The 20,631-nt window shown below is 39.7% G+C and carries 13 protein-coding genes; 9 read left to right on the top strand and 4 right to left on the bottom strand.

What is annotated here, in order from left to right; genetic code table 11:
• Positions 1–41: 41 nt before the first annotated feature.
• On the bottom strand, positions 42–1,610 hold the full coding sequence (locus ASU03_RS00505; protein WP_057829955.1) for a hypothetical protein: 1,569 nt from the start codon (positions 1,608–1,610) through the stop codon (positions 42–44).
• A 161-nt stretch (positions 1,611–1,771) separates the two neighbouring features.
• Entirely contained in the window at positions 1,772–2,551 is a 780-nt protein-coding gene (locus ASU03_RS00500; RefSeq protein ID WP_057829954.1) for a SapC family protein, read from the bottom strand.
• 168 nt (positions 2,552–2,719) lie between these two features.
• Between ASU03_RS00500 and ASU03_RS00495 the strand changes: the two genes are divergently transcribed.
• The 6 genes from ASU03_RS00495 (at position 2,720) to ASU03_RS00465 (ending at position 13,559) form a co-directional block, all read left to right on the top strand.
• The gene (locus ASU03_RS00495; RefSeq protein ID WP_231731451.1) at positions 2,720–3,022 is read left to right on the top strand and encodes a hypothetical protein; all 303 of its coding nucleotides are present in this window, start codon (positions 2,720–2,722) and stop codon (positions 3,020–3,022) included.
• A gap of 398 nt (positions 3,023–3,420) precedes the next feature.
• Positions 3,421–3,924, top strand: coding sequence for a CPBP family intramembrane glutamic endopeptidase (locus tag ASU03_RS00485; protein ID WP_082627075.1), 504 nt, complete (start codon positions 3,421–3,423; stop codon positions 3,922–3,924).
• Between the two features lie 539 nt (positions 3,925–4,463).
• Positions 4,464–7,616: a glycosyl hydrolase family 18 protein gene (locus tag ASU03_RS00480; protein WP_057829950.1), complete on the top strand. Its 3,153-nt coding sequence runs from the start codon at positions 4,464–4,466 to the stop codon at positions 7,614–7,616.
• Positions 7,617–7,693: 77 nt separating this feature from the next.
• A complete protein-coding gene (locus ASU03_RS00475; protein WP_057829949.1) occupies positions 7,694–9,286 on the top strand; it encodes a lytic polysaccharide monooxygenase in 1,593 nt (530 codons plus the stop codon).
• 114 nt (positions 9,287–9,400) lie between these two features.
• Positions 9,401–12,019, top strand: a complete 2,619-nt coding sequence (locus ASU03_RS00470) for a glycosyl hydrolase family 18 protein (RefSeq protein WP_057829948.1) — start codon at positions 9,401–9,403, stop codon at positions 12,017–12,019.
• A 271-nt stretch (positions 12,020–12,290) separates the two neighbouring features.
• Positions 12,291–13,559 carry a leucine-rich repeat-containing protein kinase family protein gene (locus tag ASU03_RS00465; RefSeq protein ID WP_057829947.1) on the top strand — a complete coding sequence of 423 codons (1,269 nt, stop codon included), beginning with the start codon at positions 12,291–12,293 and terminating at the stop codon, positions 13,557–13,559.
• Between the two features lie 64 nt (positions 13,560–13,623).
• Here the strand turns inward: ASU03_RS00465 and ASU03_RS00460 are convergent, their stop codons facing one another.
• Entirely contained in the window at positions 13,624–15,627 is a 2,004-nt protein-coding gene (locus tag ASU03_RS00460) for a methyl-accepting chemotaxis protein (protein WP_057829946.1), read from the bottom strand.
• A gap of 133 nt (positions 15,628–15,760) precedes the next feature.
• Positions 15,761–16,648: an alpha/beta fold hydrolase gene (locus tag ASU03_RS00455; RefSeq protein ID WP_057829945.1), complete on the bottom strand. Its 888-nt coding sequence runs from the start codon at positions 16,646–16,648 to the stop codon at positions 15,761–15,763.
• A 581-nt stretch (positions 16,649–17,229) separates the two neighbouring features.
• Here ASU03_RS00455 and ASU03_RS00450 point away from each other — a divergent pair.
• From ASU03_RS00450 to ASU03_RS00440, 3 genes are all read left to right on the top strand, one after another.
• Positions 17,230–17,640, top strand: a complete 411-nt coding sequence (locus tag ASU03_RS00450) for a CBS domain-containing protein (protein WP_057829944.1) — start codon at positions 17,230–17,232, stop codon at positions 17,638–17,640.
• A 420-nt stretch (positions 17,641–18,060) separates the two neighbouring features.
• Positions 18,061–18,618: a carboxymuconolactone decarboxylase family protein gene (locus ASU03_RS00445; protein WP_057829943.1), complete on the top strand. Its 558-nt coding sequence runs from the start codon at positions 18,061–18,063 to the stop codon at positions 18,616–18,618.
• Positions 18,611–20,287, top strand: coding sequence for an ATP-binding protein (locus ASU03_RS00440; protein WP_057829942.1), 1,677 nt, complete (start codon positions 18,611–18,613; stop codon positions 20,285–20,287). Before ASU03_RS00445 ends, ASU03_RS00440 begins: the two co-directional genes overlap by 8 nt.
• Positions 20,288–20,631: the final 344 nt, after the last annotated feature.

The raw sequence follows: 20,631 nt of genomic DNA, 5'->3' as shown, positions 1-20,631 counted from the left end.
CTTGGCTTTATAGCGGCAAAATTATATTTATCGCAGAACAATTAGCTGGTTAATTGTTTCTGGGCATACTCGAATTTCAAACGATATTCAGTCAATTTATACTCGGCCACATTGAGTTCGTCGGTGAATTTAGTGGCTTGCTCAGTGTTCGCGCCAAGCAGATCATGATTTTCATCACGTAAGAACTTAATCGTTTCTCTCACTTTATTATTTTCTAATTCTTGTTTATCACGATTACTATTAAAGCGTTTTAAGATATTTTCTTGCCCCTCTTGCGCTACCTTAACTTGTTCATTAAGCACAACAACTTCCTGCTGATATAATTTTATATCATCTTGCTCTGTGGTAACTTGCTTACTAAGTAGCTCATTAGCTTTATCTAATTCAATAATTTTTTGTTGCGCCATGTCTTGTAATTGTTTTGCTTGTACAGCCGCTGCATTCATTTGCTTTATTTCATCAAGCTGAGCTTGTCTCCCACTAGCGGTGAGTTCATTTAGCTTAGTAATTTGTGCTTGATGGTCTGAGCTATTTTGCTCAGTTTGCTCTACTAACTTAGCTATTTTCCCCTGATGGTCTGAGCTATTTTGCTCAGTTTGCTCTACTAACTTAGCTATTTGCCCCTGATGGTCTGAGCTATTTTGCACAGCTTGCTCTACTAACTTAGCTATTTGCCCCTGATGGTCTGAGCTATTTTGCACAGCTTGCTCTGCTAGTTTAATCACTTGCGCCTGATAATCGGATGTTTTTCGCTCGGCTTGCTTGTTTTTATCTTGCTCGGTATCAATAGATTTTTGCTGGACTGATAACTGTTGTTGTAATTCGGCCTTGCCATTTTGTTCTTGTCGAACTTGCTCGGTCAGCCGGGCATTTTTTTGCTGTAACCCCTCTACAACCTTATCATTACTCTGCAGTGCTTGCGCTTTAACATGGCTAATTTCACTATGAGCTTGTTGCAGCTTTTCAGCCAAGACATCTATTTGCTTTTGTGCAGCGGCGTTTATTTGCTTTTTAGCGTCATTAAGTGCCGCAACTTGTTGTACTACAACCGTATTCACTTGCTCTTTTGCTTGGGTCAATTTTTTAGTTAAACTTTGATCTTGCTCTGTTAGCACCATGATACGGCCATTTAAGCCATCAATTTTTTGAGTTTTATCATTTAAATCTTGTTCAACTTCGAGTAGTTTCTCTTCTAACCTATCATCGTTACTTTGCTTTTCATCATGCTGCTGAGTACTGTGCTGCTTTAAGTTAGAGACTTCTTTTTCTAGACGCTCTATGGTCTCGCTAAAATTAATAGTATTTTGCGTGAGCTCTACTTGAAAATTCTGTTTAGTTGTCTCTTCATCCGCTTGTTTTTCTGCTAATACTTGTTTAATTTGGGCAAGTTCTTGCTCTTGCAGCTTTAGTTTTTCAGAAAAATTTTGCTGTAATGATTGCTCTTGTGCTGATAGGTTTTTACTCTGTTGATCGGTACTTTTACTAATTTCCTTATTCACTGCAGCAGTTATCAAGCTAGTTAATTTCTTTTCAACCTGAATGTAAACATCACTTGCTAGGCTTTGTATTTGCTCTTCTATATCCTTAGAAAGTGTACTTTTATCGACCATATCATTCTCATTATTATAAATCTCTACTGTCTCTAAATTACCACAGGTACACCAGTACCGGAATATGAAAAGTAACTTTTTTTAACAAATAGAAACAAAAAAGAGGCCGAAGCCCCTTTTATCATTTTTTAAAAATATTTAAGTCACTATTTGACCGTTGATTAACTCTCAGTAACTTCTTCTTTCGTTTCTTGTTTAGCTAATGGCGCAATTTGGATACCGGCAATTTGATTTTTACCGGTAAGATTGCGAAGTTGCACTAAACGATTCATTTGTCCTAAAGAACCTAACATGGCATAGATTGGTACAAATAAACCACGTTTGTGGAAATCTAACACTTTATCATCGGCTAATGATTTCACTTTATCTTCATTAATAGTAAAAAGACCGGTAAGCTTTTTCTTTTCACCACTACTTAAGTCAACTTTTAATTCAAGCTCTTGTAATAGATCATTTTCTTCTAACTCTTTGATAAAGTCCTCAGTCATTTTTTCATTTTCATATAAGCGACCAAGTGAATTTTGTACATTCGTTAATAATTCTGACTCTTTACCCTCAGTTTCGAATAACGCTAAATCTTTATCTTCACCAACAAATTCACTATCGACATCAACACATGCCGTTAAGGTTTTTTCTTTGTCTGGATCTAAACCTAAAGAGAATGGTGCCATGCCAATACTTTGCGGAACAGATAAAGCCGACCACTTGTCATCATTATAATATAAATTTTCACCTGCTTCTAAACCTAACATGACAACACTACGGTAGCGTGGTGAATCGGGGTTTTTAACCAGTACTATTGGAAAGCTAGCAGAAGCTTGTGCATATTCTGCTGCCGTTATGCTAGTGATATGCTGGTTAGCAACATGTGCTAAGTTTCGTTTTTTTGAAACTTTAAGATTTTGATGTTTGTCTGCTTTAATTGCTACAAAATTAGCCATGATTTTATCTCGTATAAATGCTTCTATGGAGCATGTTGTTATAATATTGTAATTGAATTGCTATAACTAGAATGAAATTACTGCGTTGCTATAAGTTATGGAGACACTTAATTCAGCTTTCAATGCTAAACTTAATATTATTTTATAAATACTTTTAAAAATAGGATTATGGCCGTTAAGCTTTTTACTTTTTTCACTTTGTTATTATTCATTACTAGTGCCATAGCCATGCCTAAAATAATGGTAAAACATCAACGTAATGTCAAAGGCTTTGCCGAAGTACAAGTCAGTAATGGCACCATGGAAAATTTGATTTGTCATATTGCCATCGACGGTCATAAAGTATTGTTTCGCCTAAAAGCAATAGAATCTTCTCGGTGGTTTACCGCAACTGATGTGCGCTTTAATCATTCTCACTTTAGTGTTTGGTGTGATTATTTAAAACTGTACCCTAAATATCAAGCAGAGTAAGTAAGCAACTAGCCCTTAGCGCTAGACCCAAAATTAAAAGAGCTAAAGGCAAACTTGCCGTTAGCTCTTTTAACCAATAACACGGCTACCTAGGTGATTTTTTTTACCTCACTCATGTTATCTTTAAGTTAATGAAAATAAACTACTTAACAGAGCAGTCAATATTGTATGGTTGATTTATTAATACCACTCACTGCTTATATATCCATTATTGCCGTGCTGTGTTTAGCTTTATCACAACGTAAACTTATTAAGATTAAACTTAATTGGTCCTTAGTCGCTATTGCCTTATTTTCTGCTTATGTCTTAGCTCCTAGCATGCTGAACACTCTATTACCTTTAGAACATTTATTTGCCCAGTTCGCTTGGCCTTGGGCTGATAAATTCTCCGTAATTACATGCAGTTTTCTGGCTCTACTTCTTCTATGGTTAGGGCAGAAAAATTTAGCCTAGCCGATGCTGGCTTTACCTTAAAACAAGCACCTAACTCACTTATTCCAGCAATAAAAATGCTGTTGCTACTGTTAGCGTTTAGGTTTGTTTTTTCCAGTTTATTTGGTGGTGATGATGGTTCCACCGATCCTGAAGAACTTTTATTTTTAGCGACAATGTCAGGGTTAGATAAAGAGATGCTTTATCGTGGGGTATTACTCTATGTAATGTCGAAAGCAATTATTTCGGCACGTTACCCTATTTATCGTGCACAAGTTAATATTGCCGGCATTTTGCTGGTGCTGCTTTTTGCGCTAGTAAATGGCCTAATTTGGCAACAATCACATTGGCATATTTTTTATATCAGTATTGTTTTTTCCAGTGTTTATGGCTTAGCTCTGCTGTGGTTGCGAGAGAAAACTGGCAGTTTGCTTTTCCCTATAGTAGCCCATAATGCCACGGTGTTTTAGGCCAGTTACTTTAACTAATATTACATCGGCAAAGTTAACGGACCAGTACAATTTCACTGCATCTATATTGATTGCACCAATCGTTATTAATAACTTACTTATGGTCTTTTACACACTAAAAATAGAATAAAAACTCTAAATATCACTCGCTAAACCTTTAATTTTTTGAGACTTTTTATCTTATTCGCCACAAAAAACAAGTAGTATATATTTATTTGGAATACCTTATAACTTAATATTCAAATGATTATTTTTTAACCTGACAGTCCTATTAAACAACAGCTACAATATAATTAACATCCCATTAACACCACCATATACATCCAAATATGTCTGAATATGTCTGAATATGTCTAAAATTACAGTTTTTTACTGTCGTTCTGAAAACATTCTCAACCAACTGATTTTACTAAATAAAAACAAACTAATTATTATCCTGCTAATTTTTGTCTACAAATGGCGACATATTGACCTTTAAAACTTATGTGTTACTTTTAAATAACATGATGAATGATGTTAAATAAATGTAAAGGAAGAGTATGGAACAAATAATAAAAATAAATAAGGCCTTAAAGTTAAGTGCGCTATTCGTCGCTTTACTGAGTAATTCTGTTTATGCGGCCACTTATGATTGTAGTAATTTAACCCAATGGCAAGCAGAGCAAGTATCGGTAGCAGAGCAAATAGTAAAATCAGCTGAGCAAGCGTTTAAAGCAAACTGGTGGAACAAGACCGACCCGGTAACTCATTCTGGCGAATGGCAAGAATGGCAAAACCTAGGCACTTGTGCTGGTGTCGTGGTTGAAAACAGTCCACCTACTGTGTCTATCATCTCACCGGCAAAAAATAGTTCTTTCTTTAAAAATGACAGCGTTGTCTTTTCCGTGTTCGCTGCTGATGAAGATGGTAGTGTTGCCAAAATTGAACTGTATTTAGACGATGTTATGTTAACTACGTTAACTAGCTCGCCCTACCAATTCACTTGGTCTGCAGTCTTAGGTGAACATCTGTTAAAAGCAATTGCCTTTGATGATAAAGGTGCACAAGCGAGTACGGAAAACACCACACTAACGGTAACAGCTAAAGATACGCCTCCGGTCAATGAAGCACCAACGGCAACATTAATGGCAACCTTGCCCAGTAAAATTTTAGTGGCGAATACCATAAATTTTGAATATTCCGCCACTGATAGCGACGGTCAAGTGACTCAGTTATCGTTACTTAACAATGGTGTACTGATAAATACCATCGATGCCGCTTCAGGCAGCTTTACCTGGACAGCAACCGCCTTAGGTCCGCAAGCTTTTACTGTTGCAGCAACCGATGACCAGGGTGCAACTGCACTCAGTAATACTATCAACTTTACCGTAGTTACCGATGGACAAACAGGTAACGATGCTGACGCCTGTCGCCCTGAAGGCTTATACCAAACGCCAGGCGTGAACACGCCATACTGTACAATTTACGATCAAGATGGTCGTGAGTTGATGGGCGTAGATCACCCGCGCCGTATTATTGGTTACTTCACCAGTTGGCGAAATGGCGCAAACAATCAACCAAGTTACTTGGTTAATGATATTCCCTGGGACAAGGTCACCCATATCAATTACGCCTTTGCCCATATAGACGCTAACAATAAAGTATCCATTGGTGAGCCAAATTCAGCCAACAATCCTGCCACCAATATGGAATGGCCTGGTGTTGTCGGTGCAGAGCTTGATCCTAGCTTGCCGTACAAAGGTCACTTCAACCTGTTAAATAAATATAAAAAGTTACACCCTAAGGTAAAAACCTTAATTTCGGTAGGCGGTTGGGCTGAAACAGGTGGTCACTTTGCTGACAATGGTCGTGTTGCTGATGGCGGTTTTTATACCTTAACCACCAATGCCGATGGCACAGTTAATCATGCAGCAATCTCAGCCTTTAGCGCCAGCGCGGTTGAATTTATTGAAAAATACGGTTTCGATGGTGTTGATATTGATTACGAATACCCATCATCAATGGCGGACTCTGGTCATCCAGACGATTTCACTTTTTCGAATGCCCGTCGAGCTCATCTAAATGCTTCCTATCAGGTATTAATGAAATCATTACGTGAAAGTCTCGATATTGCCGGTGAAGCGGCTGGTAAACATTATTTACTGACCATAGCTTCACCATCATCGGGTTACTTATTACGCGGTATGGAAACCTTCCAAGCAACACAATATCTTGATTACGTAAATATCATGTCTTACGACTTGCACGGTGCATGGAATTCACACGTAGGTCACAATGCTTCCTTGTTTGATACCGGTTTAGATTCTGAGCTAGCCGCATGGGATGTCTACGGCACTAAAGAGTTTGAAGGCATTGGTTATTTAAATACCGACTGGGCGGTTAAATACTTCCGCGGTGGTTTATCCGCTGGTCGTATCAATATTGGTATTCCTTATTACACCCGTGGTTTTAAAGATGTTACTGGTGGTACCAATGGTTTATGGGGCCAAGCAGCTTTCCCAGATCAAGCTAACTGTCCTAAAGGTACAGGTAAAGGCGATAAAAATAGCTGCGGTAATGGCGCTGTCGGTATCGACAACCTTTGGCATGATACCGAAAATGATCGTGAAGTGCCTGCTGGCTCTAACCCACTATGGCACATTAAAAACTTAGAAAAAGGTATTGTCGGCAGCTACTCAGCCGCTTACGGCCTTGATCCAGAAAATGAGCCAAGTGATAAATTAACGGGCACTTATACCCGTCATTATGACAGCGTTGCCATTGCACCTTGGTTATGGAACGACAGTAAAAAAGTCTTTATCTCAACCGAAGATGAAGAATCTATGGCAACTAAAGTTGATTACGTTATCGATAATGGTTTAGGTGGCGTAATGTTCTGGGAACTCGCTGGTGATTTTGATTATGATGTCACAAAGGGTGAGTACTTTATGGGCTCAACCATGACCACCATTGCTTATGACAAATTCAATCAAAGTGGTACACCCTATGGTATAGATAAAGGTAATAAGAACTTTATAAAACCAGCAGAAATGGTTGATGTAAGCTTTACCGCTAAAGACTTCCCAAGTGGTGATGATAACTACCCTATTAGTCCTACTTTTGCCTTTACTAACAACTCTACCATTGATTTTTCAGGGGCAAAAATATCATTTGATGTGCCCGTATCTACGTCAGCCATATTCAAGTCAAATTGGAATGCCACTAAAAAACTTAACATGGCTATTGATAACAATGCCTCTAATGCTGCTGGTGATAACATTGGCGGTTTTGAAAATGATTACCATCGTTTCTCAATTACCTTGACTGACGAATGGGGCGGCGCAGCTGAACCATTTGCACCAGGTCAAACCGTGAATGCTCAGGTGATGTACTACATGCCAATTAGTGGCCCAGTTAACTTCACCATAGAAAAAGACGGTAAAGTTTTTGCCTTCAAAGCTGAGTACCCAAGCTTACCGGAAGCAACATCTGGCGGCGGTGACACAGGTGGCGGAACAGGCGATGCATGTGACGGCGTTGATGTTGCGACATTATCGGTCTACCCAGAATTCCCGCAAAAAGACTGGGCCGGTAACTCTAGCCATGCCAATCAAGGCGATATGGTTGTGCACAACAATGCTGTATTTAAAGCAAAGTGGTGGACAAGCTCAGAGCCAGGCGGCGCTGACTGGGATGACGTCTGTAGTTTATAAACGCAGCAATTAATTCAAATATTTTTTAATAATTAACCAGCGATAAATACTTAAGTATTTATCGCTAGGGGAACTCTATGTCTAAAAATCAGCTAAAATTTAAGTCCACTACCTTGGCTTTAGTACTAACCAGTGTCTTATCTGGCGCCAGTATGCAAGTTGCTGCCCATGGTTATATGTTCAGCCCTATGGCTCGCCAAGCATTTTGTCAATTACAACAAGGTTACTGGTGGCCTGAAGATGGCTCTAATATTCCCAATGCGGCTTGTCGTGCCGCTTACTTAAGCTCTGGTCACTTTCAATTTGTCCAGCATCATGAATTTGCAGTCAATACTGCTGATTATACTAATTTAGCTGCCGTGAAAGCCAACATACCCGATGGTACTTTATGTGCCGGTGGCGATGACAAGAAAAAAGGCATGAACTTGCCTTCACCTTATTGGCAACGCAGTGACGTGGTGCCAAATGCCAATGGCGATATAAAAATAAAGTTTTTAGCCAGCACGCCACATAACCCTAGCTTCTGGCAGTTTTATTTATCTAACCCTAACTATGATGGCAACACCATGCCACTAACTTGGTCAGATATCACCTTGGTGCAGTCACACGCTAATGTCGATTTCATTAAAGATGACGATGGCAGACGTTTTTATCAGATGGATGTCAACATACCCGCAGATAGAGTTGGCGATGCCATTTTATATAGCCGCTGGCAGCGAGATGACGCAGCTGGTGAGGGCTTTTATAACTGTAGTGACATCACCATAGTCCGAGATAATGTTCAGCCTGACACTTGGTTCGATGCTGGTTTCTACGTAAAACAAGGGCAAGAAGTAGTTGCTGGTGAAACCGTCAGCTTACGAGTATTCAACGCTACCGGCCAAGAGTTAATAAAGCAACAGCTCACCATAACCGAGTTAAATCATGCAAGTTGGGCCAGTGACTTTGCGCAATCATTGAACCTTGATTACAGCCACTTACTTAATATTGGTGTAGAAGATGCCCAAGGTGATATTGCTTTTGATTCAACAAACTTACTCAGCAATGTCACTTATCTAACCGATAAAGATCATACTTTTGCTCTCACTATCCAAGCTGCACCAGTAAATACCGCACCGATAGTAAATGACATTGCCAATATTGTTATAGCAGAGTCTACCGCACAGGACATTCATGTGCATGCCTTTGATGATGAACAAGTGAACTTGGACTTCACTTGGCAAATACCTAATGAAATAAGCTATACCGGCACTGATGCCAATATCACTATAGTTGCCCCGGCTGTTGATAACGACACTAACTTTAACCTCAGTGTCGAAGTTTCAGATGGCCTGTTAACCACCACAAAAAGCTTTACCGTCACGGTCACTAACAGCCCAGTCGAGCCAAGCGTTCCGCTATGGCAAAGTACTACAGCCTACTCTACTGGCGATAAAGTTAGTTATGAAAATAAAGCATATTCGGCCAAATGGTGGAATAAAAACCAATTTCCTAGCAGCGGCAATGCTTGGCAACTCGACTCACCCACCGACGGTAGCATGGTCATTTGGCATGCTAAAAATGAATACTCTCAAGGTGCTGTGGTTAGCTATCAACAAATTAACTACCAAGCCAAATGGTGGACCAAAGGTGACCAGCCTGATGTCAGCAAGGTTTGGCAAAAACGTTAATTCCCTGCCTTAGGAAAAGGCCTTTGCTCAAGAATCCCCCACAAAATAATACCAACAACAATGCTGATAATACCAAGGGTATAAAATTCAGCAATATTATAATAAGAGGCAATTATGAATAGAAGATTACTGACAATGTGCGCAATCAGTGCCGCACTATCATCGCAACAAGCTGCGGCAGCACCCGCTGCACCAAGTATAGATTGGACCCCACAAACCTACTCTTTTGTAGAAGTAGACCTTGAAGGCAATGGCTCCTATAAAGATTTAGTGACAGTAAAAGAGCAAGTTGATATTTCTATTAAATGGAATTCCTGGAGCGGCTCTGGTGGCGATAGCTACAAAGTGTATTTCGATAATGCACTGGTTAATCAAGGCACTTTCGCTGCAGGCACTAAAAGCGGCGTTATTAACTTTCCTTATGATAGATCTGGTCGTCATCAGCTAACTATCGAATTGTGTGAAGGCACAGTGTGTGCAACCAGTGCGCAAAAAGAAATCGTTATTGCCGATACCGATGGCGGTCATTTAGCCCCCCTAACCATGAATATAGATCCGAATAATAAAAGCTATCCAAAACAGATAGATAATGTTGTTGGTGCTTATTTTGTTGAGTGGGGAATTTACGGCCGTGGTTATGATGTTAGCCAAATACCCGCGGATAACTTAACGCATTTATTATACGGCTTTATTCCAATTTGTGGCGCTAATGAGTCACTCAAAGAAATAGAGAATGGCAATAGCTGGCGCGCATTAGAAAAAGCCTGTGCTGGCTCGGCTGATTATGAAGTGGTTATTCATGACCCCTGGGCAGCAGTACAAAAAACCTTACCCGGTATAAACTCAAACGAGCCTATTCGTGGTACCTACGCGCAGTTGATGGCGTTAAAACAACGTAACCCTGATTTAAAAATACTGCCTTCTGTTGGTGGCTGGACGTTATCAGACCCTTTCTATGGTTTTACTGAGAAAGCTAACCGTGATGTGTTTGTTGCCTCAATGAAGAAATTCTTAAAAACATGGAAATTCTACGACGGCGTTGATATTGACTGGGAATTTCCTGGTGGTAGTGGTGCTTCATCAACATTAGGTGACCCGATTAATGATGGTCCAGCTTATGTTGCTTTAATGCAAGAGTTGCGCACCATGTTAAACGAGTTAGAAGCGGATACCGGTCGCACCTATGAATTAACCTCAGCAATCGGCTCAGGTTATGACAAAATTGAAGATGTCGACTACGCCGCAGCTGCGCAGTTTATGGATTACATTTTTGCCATGACTTATGACTTTTTTGGCGGCTGGAACAACGTTACCGGTCATCAAACTGGTTTAAATTGTGGTAGCCATTTGAGTGTTGATGAATGTAATGGCACGGGTTTGGATGATAAAGGCGAACCACGTAAAGGCCCTGCTTATACCATCACCAATGCGGTAGATTTATTATTAGCACAAGGCGTACCGGCGAAGAAAATTGTTGTTGGTACCGCTATGTATGGTCGTGGCTGGCAAGGCGTATCACCTGATAACACCAGCATTTTAGACAACCCCATGACTGCTGACGGTACTGGTAAACTTACTGGCTCTACTACCCAAGGTGTTTGGGAAGCTGGCATTATTGATTACAAAGGCCTTGCTCAGCATATGGTTGGCGCTGCCGGTACTGGTGTTAATGGTTTTGAAGTTGGTTATGATGAAATGGCTGATGCTGCTTATGTATGGAACAAGCAATCAGGCACTTTAGTGACTTACGATAGCCCACGTTCTGTTATTGCTAAAGGTCAATATGTTAAAGCCAGTGGTTTAGGTGGTTTATTTGCCTGGGAAATTGATGCTGATAATGGCGATATTCTTAATGCCATGCATGAAGGTTTAGGTGGTAGTGTTGGTCCAATTAACAAAAAACCGGTGATTTCATTAGCGAGTAGCTTTTCGGTTAACGCTGGTGAAATGATTACTATCGCAGCGACAGCAACGGATGCCGATAATGATGCCTTAACCTATAGCTGGGCCGTTGATAGTGCCTTAACAACGGGCGCAACTAATGCTGCTAATGTTGATATAACCGCAAGTACTGTAACAAAAAATACTAACTATGTATTAACCCTGACAGTATCTGATGGTAAAACAAATGTAAGTAAATCTACCACATTAACCGTCGTTGCACCGAGTACGGGTAATACTGCGCCTGTTGTTAACGTTATTAGTGATGTAACGCTAGAAGAAACAATGCCAGCAAGTATTACTGTTGTTGCTACAGATGCTGATAACGACGCACTAACTTACACCTGGCAAGTACCTACCGGTTTAACACTTGCAGGCTCAGGTGCCAATATCACCTTAACGGCTGGCGACGTAACTGCTGATACTAGTTATACGGTAAGTGTTGACGTTAGTGATGGTACTGCGGTTACTTCACAAAGTTTCACCGTTACGGTAACTAACAAAGATACCGGCGGCAGTGGTACTTGGGACAGCAGTAAAATCTATAATACTGGCGATACTGTTATTTATAACGAGGTAACTTATAAAGCCAATTGGTGGACTAAAGGTGAACAGCCAGATCAAAGTGCTGCATGGTCGGAAGTTATTCCTGATGATGGCCAAGTAAGAGCATGGCGCGCAGATTTAGTGTATAACGGCGGCGATAAAGTGTCACATAATAACGTAACGTATACCGCTGCTTGGTGGACTAAAGGTGAACAGCCTGGTGTTGCCAGTGTGTGGAAAAAGTAAGAATAAATGCTGTAACTAATTACCCGTCTTTCTCACACGGAAGTGGACTCCTACCTTGATTACAGGATTTTGCTACAAGGCGACTAATTAACTCCCTACACTTTTGCACCTAGTTTCAGTTATGAGCCTAGGTGCTTTTTTCAAAAAGTAAAACCACAAACTCGCTTGACTAATGTGGCGGAAATTCACATTAGATCGTATAGCATGAGCATTACAGCCAGAATTTAAGTACACTAGCGCCATTTTCAATCACTCTTATGGACGCTTTATTTTGCATACTCTTGCTCAGCTTCGCTCTGGTGAACTCGCCGGCATTAATCAGTTAAAACTCGCTGAAAATTTAACCGAATTCCCCCTAGAAATTTTAACCTTGGCTGACAGTTTAGAGATACTCGACTTATCAAGTAATGACTTGTCATCGCTTCCGGAAGAACTCGTACAACTAACCAAATTGAAGATAATTTTCGCTTCGCAAAATAAATTTTCACACCTGCCCGAAGTGTTAGGAAAGTTACCTAACTTAGAGATGGTTGGCTTTAAATCAAACCAAATAACACACGTAGCGCCAAACTCACTGCCGACGAAATTGCGTTGGTTAATATTAACCGATAATCAAATTACCACCTTACCTGACTCTTTAGGTGAACGACCTAGATTACAAAAGCTAGCCTTAGCAGGTAACCGCTTAACGCAATTACCGCAATCATTAGCCCGAGCTCATAACCTTGAACTGATTCGAATTTCAGCCAATAAGTTAACTGAATGTCCTGAGCAGTTATTAAACTTACCAAAGTTAGCTTGGCTGGCTTTTGCCGGTAACCCATTCTCAGAACTTAGTGCCAGAGAAAAAGCTAAGGCGAAATCGGTACCTGAGCTATCATCAGCTAGCTACAATTTAGAGCATGTCCTTGGCCAAGGCGCTTCTGGCGTTATTTCAAAAGCCCATTGGCATAGTGCCCAGTCTCAATTCCCTGATGACATTGCCGTAAAAGTATTTAAAGGTGACGTAACCAGTGACGGCTACCCAGAAGATGAATTACAAGCGTGTTTGCAAGTCGGTAATCACCCAAATTTAATACAATCGTTGGCGCAAGTGAAGGAAGACTTAAACTCAGGAGGTAAGTACCTAGCGTTAATCATGAATTTAATTCCTGAACACTATAAAAACCTAGGTCTGCCACCTTGCTTTAAAAGTTGTACCCGTGACACATTTCCACAAGGTTTTAGTTTAACTATTACCCTCATCACCAACATAGTGCAGCAAATGGAAGATGTCTTTAACCACATACATAAAAGCAAAGTATGTCACGGTGATTTATACGCCCATAACACCTTATTTGATACTCAAGGTAATATCATTTTTGGCGACTTTGGTGCTGCTACTAGCTATCAAATGTTAACGCCAGTACAGCAAGAAAAAGTACGACAAATTGAACACCGAGCGCTAAATAATTTTATTGAAGATTTATTAACTATTTGCGCTGAAGAAGATAGAGCTAGTGAAGCGTTTAAGGTATTAAATGAGCGAGTACACTATTAACAGCACAAAAAAAGCGTGCTGATGAACATCTGCACGCTTAAGTTTTGTTAATTTAGTTTAATGATTAAACTTTGAATTGATTCACTACCGTAGTCAGATTTTCCGAATAGGTTTGTAAACCCTGTAAACCCTCACGCATTTCTGCGGCGCCTTGTACAGTATCTTCGGTCAACGCTCGCACATTTTCGATGTTTTTCGAGACCTCTTCAGCAACGGTTGACTGCTGAGTAACCGAGAGCGCAATTTCTTGTGTTTGGCTTTGAATGTTACTAATAACACCGGTGATCTCAGTTAACACCGCTTGCACTTGCTCAGTAAGCTCAACACTAGACTGAGCCTCGACTCGGCTACTTTCCATCACTGTCACCGCTTTTGATGCTGTGGTTTGTAGCTCATCGATAATTTTTTCGATACTCGCCGTTGATTCTTGTGTCCGCGAGGCTAACGTTCTCACCTCATCGGCAACCACGGCAAAACCTCGACCTTGTTCACCCGCTCGGGCCGCTTCAATGGCGGCGTTTAAGGCTAATAAATTGGTTTGATCGGCAATACCGCGAATCACACTCAACACGTCACCAATACTCTGGCTATCTTCTTTCAGTTTATTAACCACAGTTGCCGCGGCACTAATATTTTCAGCTAACTTGCTGATACCGGCAGTGGCTTGATTAACCACGGATGCCCCTTGAGCAACGTGAGCTTCAGCACTATTGGCCAACTCTTGTGATAAATTAGCGTTATAAGATATTTCACTACTATTTTGCGCCAATTCATTCGCCGAAGTGGCCACCAAAGCAATTTCTTGTTTTTGCTCAGCAATAATTTCGATAGTTTGCTTACTAATAGCGGAAGCAATCTTGGTTGATTGCCCCACTTCGGCAGTAATCACCACGGTTTCTTTCACTAACGCTTGAATTTTATCAATGAATGTATTGAATTCTTTGACTAATTGACCAATTTCATCATCTTTAAGCGGTTCAATACGCTTAGTCAAATCACCATCACCTTCCGCGATATCATGCATAGTTTGTTGTAAACGAATGATACGTTTAGTCAGCGGTAAAACCATCACATAAACAACTACCGAGATTAAGACGATGATAATCAAGACGATAAAGCTTGATGACCAAAAAGCCTGGGTAACGGGTTCAGAAATAAGCTTTTCTGGCACCATAAAACCTAGCTTCCAGTTCATTTTAGGAAAATCACTGCGTACCTGATTAAAGACAACTGTATACTGTTCACCTTGCCACTCAACACTGCCTATACCGGAAGAATTATTTAAGGCAAGGTGCTGTAATTGGGTAAAGCCCGACGCATCAGCAAACTTAGTGTCTATGTCTTGCATCAAATCACCTGGCGAGAAGCGCGTATTAAAACCAGGAAAAAATACCAGTTTACCGGTATCTGTCATTAAAAATGCGTCACCTTCACCTTGATATTTAATTTTTGACAGTAAATCTTTACCTATGGTGGAGATTAAAATATCAATACCACCAATGCCTAATAGTTTGCCATTAGGTAAGTAATAAGGCCCGGTTACTGTCGCTGAAATAGAGCCATCATTGTTATCGACGGCAGGGTCGGTAACATACATTTGCCCTTGCTCTATACCATAAGTCCACCAAGGTCGTTGATTGGTGTAATAGTCGGCATCGGTATAGCGACCATTTAAGTCAAAATATTCATGGGTATTTTCACTGCCAAAAAAGACACTTTTAATGGCAGGATCTTTAGTTGAGAAAAATTTAAAATATTCAGTGACTTGTTGGTATTGCTTATTGTTATCGATATCTGCAAGTCTTTGGTCATAGTTGGAAAACCAGTCGATAACTTGTGGGCTAGCAAAAACACTGTGCACTATTTGTCCTTTCGCTTCAAAAAAACCACGCACCTCTGCCGATTGCAGTTTCACAATATCTTCAATTGAGTTAATGATTTGTGTTCGCGTGTTATCACTGACATTTGACAGGATAAAAAATGACGTGATGATCAGTAATAGCGCCACTGCACCTGATATGCCAGCAACTAACTGACGCATAATAGAACGGTTTATAAAATTAAACATGAACTTCCTACTGCATGGTTGGTGTTGAACAAGTTTGAGCTTTTATTATCTGAAATCAAAATGTTAATTTTGATAAGACAAAAACTGTATCATGGCTCGAATGAAATGGCTATCTAGCGAGCCTTTACTCAAATTATTGATGCGTTTTTAGCCATACAGCCAACAGTGGAAAATGATCGGTAACCGCCTGTGGGTGAGTCAGAATATTAATATGATCATAATCTAGGGCATTGCCATTTTTCTTTGACAGTAAATTAAACTTAGCTTGATGATTATATGACTCGGCAATAAAAGCTTTTACATCTTGCTCATGCCCTAACACCTTATCTTTTACCCCGGTAAAATGCCAAGACGGCGGCCATACTATATTTTTAGCGGCGTTGTTATAATCGAAACCATCGTGAGGATCTAGCCAAGCACCTTTTTTAACCCAAGCAACACTCTGTGCAAGCGATTTTTTCGTTTCATTATCTGAGCCTATGCCATATCTTTTTGCGTCTAAAAAACCATGCTTATTTGCTAGCTTGATGGCAAAATTATTCCAAAACAAATTCACTTTTAAAAACTTTTCTATACTTCTGACCGTTACCGACCTTTTTGTGCCAAAACAGGTGTTACTTAACACTTGTGATAAACGTTCTGGATAACGAGCTAAACAACTCGCCATCAAGACACCGCCCCATGAATGAGCAACAACATGCATGGCTTTGTTGGTTTTTTTAGCTATGTAATCTAAAAGCATGGGAATATCTTGGCTAATCACTTCAAATTGACCAAAATCAGAATTAGCATTTATTATTGGCGTGCTTTTTCCGCGACCACGCAGGTCAGCAACATAAACATCAAAGCCCTGTTCCGCTAAATAACAAGCTAAACCTTTACCTTTCTCAGTATAAAAAATAAAGCCATTCTCTATCGCTCCGTGGATCATTAATACCGGTGTGCCCGCTGAATTTTTGGAAATATGGCGAAGATGTAGTTGGTAACCTTCACCTTGAATATATAACGACTGCTGCTTCATTGCTTACTTATAGCCTCTATAATAATTGACTGCAATCAAAGGTCTGACCACTGAGCCATTAGCATACAGTTAAATAAAACATCAGCAAGGAGCATCATACTTTTTTGAATAAAAACAAAATTGAGCGCATATATAAATAATTTATATGCAGGCACGATACTATGATTCAGTTCACCTACATTTCGGTGCTAAACACATTAAAAGCCACCTATAAATTGCTCCATTTAACGTCGTCTTGGTGCGTATTACAGAAGTTAATCCTGCCTCACTAATGGCAGGTCCAAGACTTAAAGCGGTCGTTAGCATCATCATTATCTTATGACTTCTGCTTAGTCTTACCCCCGCATGCACGCTTCGGCGGACTGCACCATTTCGGTGCAAAGAAGACCCCCTTCAACCCAGTAACCGCTATACATTACCAGACAGTGGTTATTTGTTGGTCGTATAAAAAACTAACTGATTGTAATAAAACAGTTAATTTTTATATGCTATAGATGGCACGGCTGTTGCTTTCTATCATTCGACCACAAATAACAATCAACAATACCCAAACGAGCGACCCACCGCTTCAGGAGCCTAACATGCAAACCATCACCGCTGAAACCATCATGGACCGTTCACCGTTATCATTTCGACCCGATAGCGGGGTGATCGTCGCCCTGCGCCAGCTGCTAACCGCCAGTATGTCTGGTGCACCTGTGGTTGATGCCGATAACAATCTAATCGGCTTTCTCTCCGAAGCTGACTGTATGCGCGGCGCGCTGATGGGAGGCTACTTCTCGACCATCGGCGAGTTAGTTCGCGACCGGATGACAACCGAAGTCGAATCGATCGGTGCCAATAGCAACCTGGTCGATATCGCGGAGAAATTCCTGCACAACAATCGCCGGGTACTGCCTGTGGTTGGGGAAGGCAAAGTGGTCGGGCTGGTGCAGCGCCGCTGCGTACTAGAGAAACTACTGGAGCAAATAGACAACAAATGTAGTGGCTAAGTAATTCTGGCCTTAAACTTATAGTTTCTAACTCGCAATGGCGGCGAAAGAACCTTAGATCTTAACTAATGGATAATTACAAATAGTTCAGCGTTAATGACTTCTTGGTGCGCATTGTTGACCTTAGCTACTGGCTATTCTTTAGGTCAACTGATCGCTAAAAGCAGACTGTTTTGGCTGCGTTGGAAAGGCTAACTACTGCCACAAACGAGACATTTATCTCAATATAAAAATTCTTCTTTCACTTTAGACTTTGTATGTAAAAATCACTCTATTATCTTGGTCTAACATGATTTTTTATGAGAAGGTCTTCGCCAGTAATAGAGTTAAGAGTTATAAACACCACGCTACCCAAAACTATTGGGTGAAATCAGAACATTTGACTACAATTACTGTAACTATTTTAATTAGGCTATTAAAATGTATAGTGTTTTGGAATATGAAGGAGCTTCTGAATCAGTAAAAGAAATTTACGACGATATATTCGAGTGTTTAGGCAACGAAGGGCTTGTCGATTATTTTAAAGTGCTTGGTAATTACAACACTATGGTATTAGACGTGACATGGAATGCTCTAAAAAATATTTTAGTGAAAGGTGAATTACCTCGGTCATTAAAGGAACTTGTTTTTGTTGCTGTTTCCAATGAAAAAAACTGTAGCTATTGCACCGATATTCATACTGCGATGTGTAAGCTTCTTAATGTAAATGAGGGTGATATTCAAAAAGTACTAGAAAAAGCAACTAACTTAAACCCCAAAAGGGTTAAACTCTCCATTGAGTTTTCTAAAAAAATGGCTATAAATCCAGCCTTAATCGTTGAAGCAGACCATCAGACTTTACTCGACTCTGGGCTCACCAAAAGCCAAATATTTGAATTAATGGCTCTGGTTAGTTTGGTCAATTATTCGAATACACTTGCGCAAGGCATGATGATTAACGTTGACCAAAAGGTTGTGAGTTTACTTAATAATGGCTAAAAAATTAATTGATACTTACCAATTAGCGTCTCTAATTGAGCTAACAAATGCGATGGCAGAAGACAGTATTAACCCTTCTGTAGACGTTAGCCAAATAATAAGTCAGTCGGTTGATAAATTGATGTGGATTATCAATTTTGATCTATGTATTATCCTTGAGAAGTCGACAAAATGTCACCTTGAACTCGTTTTAAACAACGAGGATACAAACCATGACTTCGAGTCGTTAACGCAATTACCTATTGTAAAATATACGCAAAACATGCCTATATCGTTATCTGACAACGACTATTACCTATTTTACAACGTGTTACATAAAGACAGTAAAAACTCTAAGTTGATGCTTTTTTTACAACGTTCAGAGCGATTCTCTTCCCAAATTTCAATAGTGTTAGAACTATTTTGTACATCCGTAAAAAAATCATTAGAAACAAAAAATAACGAATTTAAAAATAGACAATTACAAAATGAAAAAGTGATTTTAGAAGAATCCAATAAGCTAAAGTCTATGTTTTTAGCCACTATATCTCATGAAATAAGAACACCAATGAATGGTATTTTGGGAATTGTTCAGATGTTAAAAGATACGCCGCTTAATAACCAACAAACAGAAATGCTTGGCGCAATAACGAATAGCAGTGACGACTTATTAAAAATACTTAATGACATATTAGATTATAGTCATTTAGAAACCGGTAAAGTGGAGTTGGATGAAGTTGATTTTAACGTTATTGAGTCTGTAGAAGAGGTGGTTAAACTATCCTCTGCTACGGCTCAGCTTAAAGGACTTAACATAACCACTTTGTTTGATAACGCTACGCCTGTAGTGCTGAAGGGGGATGTAGCAAAAATAAAACAAATATTAATTAATCTGTTAAATAACGCGATTAAATTCACCCAAGTAGGTGAAGTTAATATAATAGTGGAGTGTGAAAAAACAGCTGTTTCTCTCTATCAAGTTAATATAATTGTAAAAGATACTGGAATTGGTATTAGTAAACGCGCCCTGAAAAACATCTTTCAACCCTTTACTCAAGCCGATAATTCAATGAGTAGAACGTTTGGCGGCACAGGTCTCGGGCTTGCTATTTCAGCTAACCTTACCAAAGCGTTGAATGGCACTATTCGTGTAGAAAGCGAAGAAAAAAAAGGTACAGCATTCCACTTATCTTTACCATTAAAAGCCGCTCAAAACCTTAAAAACTCCCGTGTTCAAAAAAGTCCAGAAAATGAGTTAGCAAATTCCATCAATCTTAATCATAAAATACTTGTTGTTGAAGATGTACGTATAAATCAGACCATCGTAAAAATGATGTTATCAAAATTGGGTTTTGAATGTGATGTAGCCGTTAATGGTCTTGAAGCGTTAGCGGCCTTAAATAGTTCAGAATACAGTATTATTTTCATGGATTTGCAAATGCCAGAAATGGATGGTTTGACTGCAACAAAAGAAATAGTCAAACGTTATGGCCAAGCTCGCCCCATTATCGTTGCCATGACGGCTAATGTATTAAAAGCAGATAGAGAAAATTGTGCCGCTGTAGGTATGGATGACTTTATCCCTAAACCCCTTTTAATAACCGAGCTAGAAAGAACTTTATCTACACGTTATCAACGAAATGATGACTTAATAAATAATGAGCTAAAAAATCGCTGGGTATTAACATAACTTCATGAATATCCCACTCCGTTGGCGTTTATAATGGGGCCAACTAGGAGTGTCCCTTCCATGATTTTAATTGATATAAATATCCCATTATTTCAATTAAAAACAACAAAAACACAATCTTCATCTAAAGTATAATGTTACGAGGTCGATTTAGTAAAATGACATAAATAATGCATTAGAAAAGAGATAAGGCGAAAAATCTTCATATAGTGAGTGTAATACGCACTAACCAGTCTATTTATCAAAAAATTTTAATGTCCGCTTCCGTATCTAAACTGCCCCTTAGCTGAGATGAATTTAGTTCACAAAAACCGACCGCTTCGTGGTAAAAGTGATCGTTAACC

This window comes from Colwellia sp. TT2012 (genome assembly GCF_001440345.1).
Lineage (GTDB): Bacteria > Pseudomonadota > Gammaproteobacteria > Enterobacterales > Alteromonadaceae > Colwellia.
Note: the sequence above shows the minus strand (reverse complement) of the source record. Positions and strands in the feature narration are given on the sequence as shown.